11 protein-coding genes and 1 riboswitch are annotated in these 11,211 nt (G+C 71.4%); of the genes, 6 read left to right on the top strand and 5 right to left on the bottom strand.

The annotated features are described in order from the left end of the window. Window positions 1-3: 3 nt before the first annotated feature. On the bottom strand, window positions 4-1,317 hold the full coding sequence (locus tag ACEL92_RS24405; protein WP_374023140.1) for a DUF1800 domain-containing protein: 1,314 nt from the start codon (window positions 1,315-1,317) through the stop codon (window positions 4-6). Window positions 1,318-1,401: 84 nt separating this feature from the next. On the opposite strand from ACEL92_RS24405, the gene ACEL92_RS24400 reads away from it, so the two are divergent. After that, window positions 1,402-2,262 (top strand): DUF559 domain-containing protein, encoded by an 861-nt coding sequence (locus tag ACEL92_RS24400; RefSeq protein ID WP_374026369.1) that lies wholly within the window; start codon window positions 1,402-1,404, stop codon window positions 2,260-2,262. A 117-nt stretch (window positions 2,263-2,379) separates the two neighbouring features. Here ACEL92_RS24400 and ACEL92_RS24395 read toward each other — a convergent pair whose 3' ends face one another. The 3 genes from ACEL92_RS24395 to glnX are packed head-to-tail and all read right to left on the bottom strand — an operon-like array spanning window position 2,380 to window position 6,946. Then, complete coding sequence (locus tag ACEL92_RS24395) at window positions 2,380-4,650, bottom strand: serine/threonine-protein kinase PknG (RefSeq protein ID WP_374023138.1); 2,271 nt, start codon at window positions 4,648-4,650, stop codon at window positions 2,380-2,382. Next, window positions 4,650-5,630, bottom strand: coding sequence for a glutamate ABC transporter substrate-binding protein (locus ACEL92_RS24390; RefSeq protein WP_374023136.1), 981 nt, complete (start codon window positions 5,628-5,630; stop codon window positions 4,650-4,652). The genes ACEL92_RS24395 and ACEL92_RS24390 overlap by 1 nt, the downstream gene beginning before the upstream one ends. Then, entirely contained in the window at window positions 5,627-6,946 is a 1,320-nt protein-coding gene (gene glnX, locus ACEL92_RS24385) for a protein kinase G-activating protein GlnX (protein ID WP_374023135.1), read from the bottom strand. Before glnX ends, ACEL92_RS24390 begins: the two co-directional genes overlap by 4 nt. A gap of 134 nt (window positions 6,947-7,080) precedes the next feature. Between glnX and ACEL92_RS24380 the strand changes: the two genes are divergently transcribed. Further along, the gene (locus ACEL92_RS24380; RefSeq protein WP_374023134.1) at window positions 7,081-7,707 is read left to right on the top strand and encodes an NUDIX domain-containing protein; all 627 of its coding nucleotides are present in this window, start codon (window positions 7,081-7,083) and stop codon (window positions 7,705-7,707) included. Here ACEL92_RS24380 and thiE read toward each other — a convergent pair. Then, window positions 7,679-8,350, bottom strand: coding sequence for a thiamine phosphate synthase (gene thiE / locus ACEL92_RS24375; RefSeq protein ID WP_374023133.1), 672 nt, complete (start codon window positions 8,348-8,350; stop codon window positions 7,679-7,681). The two genes, ACEL92_RS24380 and thiE, sit on opposite strands and share 29 nt — an antisense overlap. Before the next feature lie 36 nt (window positions 8,351-8,386). Continuing rightward, window positions 8,387-8,495, top strand: a riboswitch (TPP riboswitch). A gap of 1 nt (window position 8,496) precedes the next feature. On the opposite strand from thiE, the gene thiO reads away from it, so the two are divergent. From thiO to ACEL92_RS24355, 4 genes are read left to right on the top strand one after another with little or no spacing between them, the layout of a single operon-like run. Further along, window positions 8,497-9,510 (top strand): glycine oxidase ThiO, encoded by a 1,014-nt coding sequence (gene thiO / locus ACEL92_RS24370; RefSeq protein ID WP_374026368.1) that lies wholly within the window; start codon window positions 8,497-8,499, stop codon window positions 9,508-9,510. Further along, the gene (thiS, locus tag ACEL92_RS24365; RefSeq protein WP_374023132.1) at window positions 9,507-9,704 is read left to right on the top strand and encodes a sulfur carrier protein ThiS; all 198 of its coding nucleotides are present in this window, start codon (window positions 9,507-9,509) and stop codon (window positions 9,702-9,704) included. Before thiO ends, thiS begins: the two co-directional genes overlap by 4 nt. Further along, window positions 9,697-10,455, top strand: a complete 759-nt coding sequence (locus ACEL92_RS24360; protein WP_374023131.1) for a thiazole synthase — start codon at window positions 9,697-9,699, stop codon at window positions 10,453-10,455. The genes thiS and ACEL92_RS24360 overlap by 8 nt, the downstream gene beginning before the upstream one ends. After that, window positions 10,452-11,210, top strand: a complete 759-nt coding sequence (locus tag ACEL92_RS24355) for an SGNH/GDSL hydrolase family protein (RefSeq protein WP_374023130.1) — start codon at window positions 10,452-10,454, stop codon at window positions 11,208-11,210. Before ACEL92_RS24360 ends, ACEL92_RS24355 begins: the two co-directional genes overlap by 4 nt. The last annotated feature ends 1 nt before the right edge of the window (window position 11,211 follow it).

Below are 11,211 nucleotides of genomic sequence, written 5' to 3'. Positions count from 1 at the left end.
TCGCTAAGACGTCAGGTATTCGGGGGTGTTGACCGCGGCCGCGACCAGTTGCGGCGGGTTGCGCACCAGGGGCTGCAGCGCGTCGGCGCTCCGGTCCGACCAGTCGCCGACGCCGATCAGGTAGCCGACCGCGTCGATGCGGTCGCCGACGGCGGCGCTCTCGACGCCGGACAGGTCACCGGCCTGCGCGAGCCGGCCGGCGGCCCGCAGCCGCGCCTCGGCGCTGGCGGTGGACAGCCACACCTGGCCCCGCGGCCAGCCGCCGACGCTCGGCGGGTAGAACGGCCGCTGCCCGAGCGCGTGCAACGTCGCGTCGGCGACCTTTCGGGTGGACGGGTCGAGCGGCACCCGCAGCGCGCGCATGACGCCGACGAGCCATTCGACCGGCGGGTTGACGACGGTGGCCCGCCCGCGGACGAACTCGTCGTCAGTGAGGATGGCCCGGGTCAGCGCGCGCAGGTTCCGGCCCGGGCCGTACGCGGAGACCAGCCTGTCGAGCGCGGCGCGCGACGGCGGATCGTCGGAGGCCAGCTGTCGCCACAGCCGCGCCGCGACGTACTCCGCCGACTTCGGTTGCGCCAGCACGACATCGCAGAACCCGGCGGCGTCGAAGTCGCGGGTCTGCCCGAACAGCGTCTTCGCCGCGCCGTCATGGCGTTTGGGCGCCAGTGACGTGCCACCGTCGGCGCCGATCACCCACCCCGTCAGCGCCCGGGCACCGTTGCGCACGTCGTCCTCCGTGTAGCCGTTGCCGTGGCCCAGTGCGAACAGCTCCATGAACTCCCGCGCGAGGTTCTCATTCGGCGCCTTGGCGGTGCTGGCCTGCCCGTCCAGCCAGCGCAGCGTCGCGGCGTCGGTCAGCATCGCGTAAGCCAGGGTGCGGAAATCGCCCAGCGACAGGGTGCGCAGCTTCTGGTTCTGTGCGGCCATGTACGCCGCGACCCGGACCTTCTGCGCGGAGGTGGCAAAGTGGTTGTGCCACAACAGGGTCAGCTTCTCCCCGAGCGGCTGCCGCACACTGATCATGCGGCGCAGCCACCAGTCGGAGAGCGCGCGCTGCTGATCGGAGAGGTCCTGGTTGTATTGCTTGCGGGCCGCGGGCGCGGCGCCTTTTCCGGGCGGTCGGGGCGGCGGCAACGTCGGCATCGGGCTGGCGATCGCTCCCGGGTCGGCCTCGGGATCCGCGGCCAGCATGGCGTCGACATACGTGGGCCAGTCGCCGCTCAGCGCGGCGTCCACCTCGGGTCCGGTCACCCCGAACCCGGCCCGGCGCAGCGCGCGGGCCGTGGTGACCCATGCGGTGGACTGCCCAGGCATGCGTCAACTCTGCGGCACGGACCTATGTTTTCCCTGTGGATGGCCGCACACGCCGCCCGCCGGCGCGGTGCGAACCTGCCCGGCATGGAACAACCCTTCATCGGCAGCGAGGCCCTGCGGTCACGCGCGCTGAGCCGCCACGAACTGCGGGCGCGTTATTGCGCCGTCTTTCCGAACGTCTACGTATCGAATGACGCCCGTCTCTCGCTGGAGCAGCGCATCCGGGCGGCCTGGCTGTGGTCGGGGCGCCGAGGCACGGTGGTCGGGGCGGCAGCCGCCAGATTGCATGGCGCCGAATGGATTCCCGACGATGTGCCCGTCGAGCTGGCGCACACCAACGGTCGCCCGCCGCCCGGCGTGCTGACGCGGCGCGGCGCCCTGCTGGACGGCGAGACGCAGATGATCGGCGGCTATCCGGTGAGCACGCCCGAGCGCACCGCCTTCGACATCGGCCGGCGTGGAGCCGTGCGCTCGGCCGTGGCGCGGCTGGACGCGCTGGCCCGGGCGACGGGTTTCAAGGTTGACGACGTGCTGAGCGTCGCGCGCTGCCATCCCGGCTCACCCGGCCTGCGGCGGCTGGAAGCCGCGCTGGAGTTGGTCGACCCGGGTGCCCAATCGCCCAGGGAGACCTACCTGCGGCTGCTCCTGATCGACGCGGGCCTGCCGCGGCCGCGGACCCAGATACCGGTGCTGGGCGACGACGGGATCCCGTTCGCCTTCCTGGATTTGGGCTGGGAGGAGTCGATGGTCGCCGTCGAATACGACGGCGACCAACACCGCACCGACCGGCGGCAGTACATCAAAGACCTTCGCCGGACCGAAATGCTGGAACGGATGGGGTGGATCGTCGTACGCGTCGTCGCCGAGGACCGCCCCGCAAGCATCGTCCGCCGGGTGCGGGCGGCGATGACGAAATCGGCAGTGAATCCTCGGCATCGCGCGTGAGCTGGTGGTGGCCTTTGTCGGCGTGTCGCCGCCCTGGACGCACACGCGAAGCGGGCGAAAGGGCGCAGCGGGCGAAAGGGCGCAGCGGGCGAAAGAGCGAAGCGGGCGGGGCGCAACCTAGAACGTGCTCGTCGGCCGCACCCTGTTCGCCATGTCCACCAGCGCGTAGCGGTGGCGTTGGGTGGGCGCGACCCGGGCCAGGTTGCGCAGCGCGGCCTCGACGCCCAGCCGCAGCCCGTGCTCGGTGAACGGGAAGCCCAGGATGTGATTGGTGCTGGCCTTGTTGTCCTCCAGCCAGTCCATCGCGCAGCCCAGCACCAGCGCGCGAATCTGCAGCACCCGCGGCTCGGTCGGCGGCAGCGCCTCCACGCGCCGGGCGGCGTCGCGGATGTCCTCCTCGGTGATCTCGCTCTTCGACCGCCCGGACAGCAGGGTCACCGCGCTCGTCAGCCGCGCGGTGGTGAAATGCCTTGAGGTGGGCGGCACCTCGTCCAGCGTGCGCACCGCGCCGGCACGATCGCCCTCGGCCGACAACCATCTGGCCAACCCGAAGGCCGCCGAGATCACGCCGTCGTTGGTCTTCCACACCGTCTGGTAGTACTTCTGCTCGTCGACATTGCCGGCCAGCTCGGCGGTGGCGGCCAACGCCAGTTTGGGTGCCAGCTCGCCGGGAAAGGTGTCCAGAACCTCGGTGAAATGCGTTGTGGCGGAAGCGTAGTCGCCGGTGAGCAGCTCCGCGACGGCCTTGTACCAGACCAGCCGCCACTGCCAGCCCACCCGCTGGGCCAGGTCGTCCAGCTTCCGGGTGGCCTTGGCCACGTCGCCCAGGTCCAGCAGCGCGCGAACCTCCATCAGCGGCAACTCGGTCGACTCGGACACCTCGACGCCGTCGGCGTCCAGCGTGCCGTGGCGGGCCGCGCGCAACGAGTCCAGGGTCTGCACCGGCTGCGAGAGCACCGTCGCCTGCAGCACGGGCGCCGCGACGTCGGCCGGATCCACCAGCGGCACCTGCAGCGCCGTGACGATCTCGCGGGCCGTCAGCCGCTCCGAGTGGACCTGGCCGTCGAGGTAGACATCGGTGTGCGCGACCAGCAGGTCCACCCCGAACGTCGAGCGGCTCGGGCTGAAGATGGTCGAGAGCCCTGGCCGCGGCACGCCGGTGTCCTGGGCGACGACCTCCCGCAGCACGCCCATCAGCTGGGCGGACAGCTCCTCGGTGCTGGAGAACCGGCGCCGCGGGTCGGGGTCGGTGGCGCGGCGCAGCAACCGGCGGTACGAGTCGTAGGTCAACAGCACCGGATCGTCTTCGGGCAGGCCGTCGACGTAGCGGCCGTTACGGGTGGGCAGGTTCACCGTCAGCGCCGCGAGGGTGCGCCCCACGGTGTAGATGTCGGTCGCGACTGTCGGGCCGGTCCGCACGATCTCCGGCGCCTGGAAGCCCGGCGTCCCGTAGAGGTAGCCGAACGAGTTGACCCGCGACACCGCGCCCAGGTCGATCAGCTTCAGCTGCTCCTCGGTCAGCATGATGTTCTCCGGCTTGAGGTCGTTGTACACCAAGCCGATCGAGTGCAGATAGGTCAGCGCCGGCAGGATCTCCAGCAGGTAGGCGATGGCCTCGGCGACGGGCAGCTTCTTATCCTTGCCGTGCTTGAGCGGCTGCCCGCCGATGTACTCCATGACGATGTAGCCGACCGGGTTGCCGCTGCGGTCCTTGTGCTCGACGAAGTTGAAGATCTGCACGATCTGCGGGTGAACCACCTCGGCGAGGAACTGCCGCTCGGCCATCGCGATCGCCTGCGCCTCGGCGTCGCCGGAGTGCACCAAGCCTTTGAGCACCACCGGGCGGTCGTTGACGTTGTGGTCGACCGCCAGGTACACCCAACCCAGGCCGCCGTGCGCGATGCAGCCCTTCACCTCGTATTGGTTGGCGACGATGTCACCCGGATTCAGCTGTGGCAGAAACGAATACGCGCTGCCGCAGGCGGGGCACCAGCCCTCCGATTGGCCCTTGCCCTCCCCGCCGGACCGGCCGACCGGTTTCCCACAGTTCCAGCAGAATCGCTTGCTCTCCGGCACCACCGGGTTGGTCATCAGTGCCTCGAGCGGGTCGATGTCGCGCACCCGCGGAATCTCGACCAGGCCGCCACCGAGGTGCCTGACCGGTGGCAGCACCCGCGTCCCCGCGCTCACCTGCGGTTCACTGTCCAGCGTGCCCAGGGAGATGTGCGGAAAGTCGTCGTCGTCATCGTCGAAGTCGGGCCGGAACAGCGCCTGGGTGGCCTGGATGCGCCCCGTCGTCGGGCCACCGCCCTGGGTGTCCGGCGGTTGGGTGCCCGGGCTCTCGTCGGCAGCGGTTTCGGGCTGCTCGATCTTCTCCGACTCGGCCATCAGTCCAGATACCTCGGCGTGGGCGGGGCGGGCGCGGGCCCCAACACCGTCAACCACTTGCGGTACAACGTGTTCCACGTGCCGTCCCGGCGGATCCGCTCCAGGGTGCCGTTGACGAACCGAACCAGCCCGGTGTTGGTGAGGTTGACCCCGATGCCGTAGGGCTGAGTGGCCATGTTGGGCCCGACGATGTGCAGGTAGGGGTCCTCCTCGACCAGCCCGGCCAGGATCGAGTCGTCGGTGGACACGGCGTCGATCTCGCGCTGCTGCATGGCCACCAGGCAGTCGGCCCAGTTGACCACCGACACCACGACGGGCGGCGGGTCGATCTGGCGGATCCGGTGCAGCGACGTCGTCCCCTTGGCCACGCAGACGCGCTTGCCGGACAGGTCGCTCACCTTGGCGATGGTCGAGTCCCGCGGGGCCAGGATGCGCTGGTTGGCGTCGAGGTAGACGGTCGAGAAGTTGACCTCCTTGCGCCGTTCACACGTGATGGTCATGGTCTTGACCACCACGTCGACCTCCGAGTGCTGCAGGGCCGTGACGCGCTCGTCGGACGACAGGATGCGGTATTCGACGTGCGACGGGGCGCCGAAGATGTCGCGGGCGATCTCCCCGGCGATGTCGACGTCGAAACCGGTGATCTCGCCGGTGATCGGGTCGCGGAAGCTGAACAGGTTGCTGCCGATGTCGAGCCCGACGATCAGCCGGCCGCGCGCGCGGATGTCGGCGACCGCGGCGTCCGCCTCGGCCTTGGTGGGGAAGGGCCGCAGGCTCGCCGTCAGGTCGCAGCTCTGGCTAACGTCGTCGGCCGGCAGCGGCGGCTCCGGCGGCAACTGTTGCATGCCGACCGGGGTGGGCGGCGGCAGCGTCGGCACGTTGGCCACCGTCAGCGATTCCGTGTGCGAGCAGCCCGCAACCGCGGCCACGGCGGCGAGCACGGCGCCCGCCCGCCGCAACCGGCCCGGCCGCGTCGTCATCGATACTCCCTCAGCCGGGGCCACAGGCCCAGCGCCACCGCGATGGCGGCGCCGAGGCTGAGCACGACGCCGCCAACCTGGGCGCCGGACAGCCCGCTGCGCGCGCTCAGGACGTCGTTGCGCAGGTGGTTGCGGCTCTGGTCGATGGCCTTGACCAACTGGTCCTCGAGCTTGTCGAACGCCGGGGTGGAGTCGTCCTCGCTGCTGCCGAGGGCCACCTGCGTGGCCGCCCGGTAGTTGCCCACCGAGATGTAGGAGGTGATCCGGTCGTTGGCCTGCCGCCAGCGCAGCAGCAGCTGGTCGGCGCCCTCCAGGTCAGGTTTGTCGACGGCGTCGCTGCGGAGCATGTACTGGTCGAGCTGGGAGTGCATGGAGTCGATGCGCTGATAGAACGACTGCTTGCGCTTCTCCTCGTCCCCACGGCGGATCAGCGACAGCGTCTCGTCGGCGCGCGCCTGCTGGGCGGTGATCGCGACGTTGGTCACGATCCGCAGCGAGTCCGCTGCGGTGTTCTTGGCGCTACGGCTGGCGGCCGTGGAAATCGTCAGCGCGGTTCCGACCCATACCACCATGACGAGAATAGCGAGGCCGCCCACGACCAGCCCGGGGTTGATCCGGCGCCGGGTGCGCCGGGCCAGCCACCGATGGGAGAAGACGCCGAAGACCGCGGTGGCGGTGACCACCAGGATGACCGGCGCCGGGATCTGCGTGGACGCGGTGGTTTCCGCGTCCACCCGCTCCGACGTCGCCTGATACAGCTGCGCCGCGTCGGGCAGGATCGTCGACTGCATCAGCCCCGAGGCCTCCGACAGGTACGACGACCCGACCGGGTTGCCCTCCCGGTTGTTGGTGCGGGCGATTTCGATCAGGCCGGTGTAGACGGCCAGCTCCGCGTTGATCCGGCCCAGCAGCTGCACCAGCGGTTCGTCGGTGAGCCCGCTGGACGCCCGGGTGACCGCCACCGCCGCGTCGGTGATGGCCTGCTCGTAGCGCTGCCGGACGGGCGGCGGCTCGGCCTCCGCGATGAACGCGGTGGCCGCCGCGGCGTCGGCCACCGAGAGGGTGGTGTAGAGCCGTCCGGCGGCGAATGACAGCGGCTCGGTGTGATTGAGCACCGTGGTCAGCACCTGCTGCCGGTGGTTGATGGTGGTCGAGGTGGCGAAGGCGCAGATGCCGCCGAGCACGGCCAGCACGATTCCGATGCTCAGGATGCGGCCGGGTGTGGTGGAGATGAACCACCAGCGCGGGTGGGCTGGTTCCGCCGGCGACCGCGACCCCTGCGGTTCCGTCGAGGGGTGCGCCAGCTCAACCGTCACGTCGAATCAGCCCTCATCTTTCGCGACCACTGGAACGCTGCACGAAACTCTATAAGCGAATTCTAAGAGAATGTTGCGGCGGATGGGTGGAGGTAGACCAATTGACCAGCCGATCACGTGCATATCCTGAACGCGTGCAGGGCGACGGTGACGGCTGGGTGGTTTCCGACAGCGGCGCTCACTATTGGGGCCGATACGGCGCGGCGGGTCTGCTGCTGCGGGCCCCGCTTCCGGACGGCACCCCGGCGGTGCTGCTGCAGCACCGCGCGGTGTGGAGCCACCAGGGCGGGACCTGGGGCCTGCCCGGCGGGGCGCGCGACAGCCACGAGACGCCGGAGGAGACCGCCGTCCGCGAGGCGCACGAGGAGGCCGGCCTGCCGGGGGAGCTGGTGACCGTGCGGTCGACGGTGGTCACCGCCGAGGTCGCCGGGCTCGGCGGCGCGCGCTGGACCTACACCACGGTCGTCGCCGACGCCGCAGAGCAGCTGCACACCGTGCCCAACCGGGAGAGCGCCGAGATGCGCTGGGTCGCCGAGGACGAGGTCGCCGAGCTGCCGCTGCATCCCGGCTTCGCGGCGAGCTGGCAACGGCTGCGCACCGCCACAGCGCTGGTGCCGCTGGGGCAGGGCGACGAACGACGGCGTCACCTGCCGCGCACGATCGAAATCGAGGACGGCGTCTTCGTCTGGTGCATGCCGGGGGACGCCGATGAGGCGCCGCTTCATCCCCGCATCAACTCGCTGCTGCAAGCGCTGAGCTGAGCCGCTGCGCCGCGGCGCGCGGGTCGGGGGCCGCGGTGATCGCCCGGACCACCACGATGCGCCGGGCGCCGGCGGCGAGCACCTCGGGCAGCCGCTGTTCGTCGATGCCGCCGATCGCGAACCAGGGCTTGTCCCCGCCGAACTGGGCCGCCGCCCGCACCAGCTCCAGGCCCGGGGCCTGCCGGCCCGGCTTGGTCGGGGTGGGCCAGCACGGGCCGACGCAGAAGTAATCAGCCTCGCCCTCGGCGGCGTCCTTGGCCTGGTCGGTGTCGTGGCTGGACAGGCCGAGCAGCGTGTCCGGACCGACGAATTCCCGGGCCACGCCCAGCGGCAGGTCGCCCTGCCCGAGGTGCAGCACGTCGGCGCCGGCCGCGCGGGCGATGTCGGCCCGGTCGTTGACCGCGAACAGCGCGCCGTGGCGGCGGGCGGCGTCGGCCAGGATCTCGCAGGCGGCCAGCTCGTCGCGCGCCTCCAGGGGCCCGAACCGCTGCTCACCTGGCGATCCCTTGTCGCGCAGCTGGATGATGTCGACTCCGCCGGCCAGGGCGGCGTCGGCGAACTGGGCCAAATCGCCGCGCTCGCGGCGCGCGTCGGTGCACAGATATAGCCGCGCGGCCGCCAGGCGGGTAACTCGCTGATGCACACCGCGACGCTAGCGCGCTAGCGTGGAGGCCGAAGAACTTGCAGACACGGGAGTCCCGGGAACGGGGTCTGAGAGTGGGCGCGCCGCCCTTACCGTCACACCTGATCCGGGTCATGCCGGCGAAGGGAGGCCCCGGGATGGACCGGATGACATCGGAGCTCGGGTCGCTGGCCGTCATCGGCGGCGGCGTCATCGGCTTGGCCGTGGCGCGCCGCGCGGCGCAGGCCGGGTGGTCGGTGCGGGTGCATCGCACCGCCGAGAAGGGTGCGTCGTGGGTCGCCGGCGGCATGCTGGCCCCGCACAGCGAAGGCTGGCCCGGTGAGGAGCGGCTGCTGCGGCTCGGCCTCGAGTCGCTGCGGCTGTGGCGCGAGGGCGGCTTCCTCGACGGGCTGCCGCCGCAGGTGGTGACCGCCCGCGAGTCGCTGGTGGTGGCGGTCGACCGGGCCGACGTCGCCGATCTGCGCACCGTCGCCGACTGGCTGTCCGCGCAGGGGCACCCGGTGGTCTGGGAGTCGGCCGCGCGCGAGCTGGAACCGCTGCTGGCGCAGGGGATCCGGCACGGATTTCGGGCACCCACCGAGCTGGCCGTGGACAACCGCGCGGTGCTGGACGGCCTGTCCGCGGAGTGCGAGCGCCTCGGGGTGCGCTGGGCGCCGCCGGCGCGCGACCTGTCGATCGACGGCGACGCGGTGGTGATCGCCAACGGCATCGACGCGCCCGCGCTGTGCCCGGGCCTGCCGGTCCGCCCGGTCAAGGGCGAGGTGCTGCGGCTGCGCTGGCGGCGCGGGTGTATGCCGGTGCCGCAGCGCGTCATCCGGGCCCGCGTCCACGGGCGCCAGGTGTACCTGGTTCCGCGCGCCGACGGCGTGGTGGTCGGCGCCACCCAGTACGAACACGGCCGCGACACCGCCCCGGTGGTGTCGGGGGTGCGGGACCTGCTCGACGACGCCTGCGCGGTGTTACCGGCGCTCGGCGAATACGAATTGGCCGAGTGCGCCGCCGGGCTGCGCCCGATGACGCCCGACAACCTGCCCCTGGTGCACCGCCTGGACGACCGAACATTGGTGGCCGTCGGCCACGGCCGGTCGGGCTTCCTGCTGGCGCCGTGGACCGCGGAACAGATCGTGTCCGAACTGGCCCCGGTGGGAGCGCGGTCATGATCGTCGTGGTCAACGAGCAAAAGGTCGAGGTCGACGAGCAGACCACGGTGGCCGCCCTGCTGAAGACACTCGGCTACCCGGACCGGGGCGTCGCGGTGGCGATGGACGACGCCGTGCTACCCCGATCCCGTTGGACCGCAACGCTTTCCGACGGTGATCGGCTCGAGGTGCTGACGGCGGTGCAGGGTGGCTGACACCAAGCTCACCATCGGCGATCGCAGCTTCGCCTCGCGGCTCATCATGGGCACCGGGGGAGCGACCAGCCTGGCCGCCCTTGAGGAGGCGCTGGTCGCGTCGGGCACCGAGCTGACCACCGTCGCGATGCGGCGGGTCGACGCGGAGGGTGGGACCGGCCTGCTCGACCTGCTCAACCGGCTCGGCATCACGCCGCTGCCCAACACCGCGGGCTGCCGCAGCGCCGCGGAGGCGGTGCTCACCGCCCAGCTGGCCCGCGAGGCGTTGAACACCAATTGGGTCAAGCTGGAGGTGATCGCCGACGAGCGCACGCTGCTGCCGGACGCGGTCGAATTGGTCCGGGCGGCCGAGCAATTGGTCGACGAGGGGTTCGTCGTGCTGCCCTACACGAACGACGACCCGGTGTTGGCCCGTCGGCTCGAGGACGCCGGCTGCGCGGCGGTCATGCCGCTGGGGTCGCCGATCGGCACCGGCCTGGGCATCACCAACCCGCACAACATCGAAATGATCGTGGCACGGGCCGGCGTTCCGGTGGTGCTCGACGCTGGCATCGGCACCGCGAGCGACGCCGCGCTGGCGATGGAGTTGGGTTGCGACGCGGTGCTTTTGGCCACCGCGGTGACCCGGGCCGCCGATCCAGCGACGATGGCGGCGGCGATGGCCGCCGCCGTCACCGCGGGCCATCTGGCCCGCCGTGCGGGGCGGATTCCCAAGCGCTTCTGGGCGCAGGCGTCCAGCCCTCAGCGATGAAACGGTATGTGGCGCTTGGCAGTTCGATGGCCGCGGGCCCGGGCATCCGGCCCCGCGCCGCGGGCGCTCCCTGGGGCTCGGGTCGGTCGGCGCGCAACTATCCGCACCTGGTCGCGCACCGATGCGGCCTGGATCTGGTAGACGTCACGTTTTCCGGCGCGACCACCGCCCACGTGCTGGCCGATCGCCAGCGCGGCGCTCCGCCCCAGATCACCGCCCTGAACGGCTCGGAAAGCCTGGTAACCATCACCATCGGCGGCAACGACGTCGGCTACATTCCGCTGCTGATGGCCGCCTCGGTCCCGCGCCCCGTCCGCCGGCTGCCACTGCTGGGCGCTCGCATTGCCGAGCTGCTGGACCGCGATGCGCGGATCTCCGCGCTCGACGCGGTGTTCGAATCGTTGTGCGCGGTCGGTCGCGCGGTGCGCGAGCGCGCACCGCGGGCGCGGGTCCTCTTCGTCGACTACCTGACCGTCCTGCCGCCCGCGGGCACGCCGGCAGCCCCGCTTTTGCAAGCCGATGCCGATCTCGGCCGCCACGTGGCCGCGACGCTGGAACGACTCACGGCCGATGCGGCGATGGCGATTGGCTGCGAGATCGTCGGGGCCGCCGCGGCCGGTCGCGAGCATCACGCATGGTCTGGCGACCCGTGGACCACGAGACCCGGTGTGCCGCTGCCTGGCCGGGCGGCGCCGTTGCACCCGAACGCTGCCGGGATGCGCGCCGTGGCCGAGCTGGTGTCCGCGCTGTGGTGAC

Origin of the sequence: Mycobacterium hainanense (genome assembly GCF_041890355.1) — a bacterium.
Taxonomy (GTDB): domain Bacteria; phylum Actinomycetota; class Actinomycetes; order Mycobacteriales; family Mycobacteriaceae; genus Mycobacterium; species Mycobacterium hainanense.
The sequence above is the reverse complement of the archived record's forward strand: the minus strand, read 5'-3'. Positions and strand labels throughout refer to the sequence as shown.

Excerpts from the sequence above, each read along its gene's own strand:
- ACEL92_RS24405 (WP_374023140.1), bottom strand. The coding sequence starts at position 1,317 with ATGCCTGGGCAGTCCACCGCATGGGTCACCACGGCCCGCGCGCTGCGC.
- ACEL92_RS24400 (WP_374026369.1), top strand. The coding sequence starts at position 1,402 with ATGGAACAACCCTTCATCGGCAGCGAGGCCCTGCGGTCACGCGCGCTG.
- ACEL92_RS24395 (WP_374023138.1), bottom strand. The coding sequence starts at position 4,650 with ATGGCCGAGTCGGAGAAGATCGAGCAGCCCGAAACCGCTGCCGACGAG.
- ACEL92_RS24390 (WP_374023136.1), bottom strand. The coding sequence starts at position 5,630 with ATGACGACGCGGCCGGGCCGGTTGCGGCGGGCGGGCGCCGTGCTCGCC.
- thiO (WP_374026368.1), top strand. The coding sequence starts at position 8,497 with ATGACATCGGAGCTCGGGTCGCTGGCCGTCATCGGCGGCGGCGTCATC.
- thiS (WP_374023132.1), top strand. The coding sequence starts at position 9,507 with ATGATCGTCGTGGTCAACGAGCAAAAGGTCGAGGTCGACGAGCAGACC.
- ACEL92_RS24355 (WP_374023130.1), top strand. The coding sequence starts at position 10,452 with ATGAAACGGTATGTGGCGCTTGGCAGTTCGATGGCCGCGGGCCCGGGC.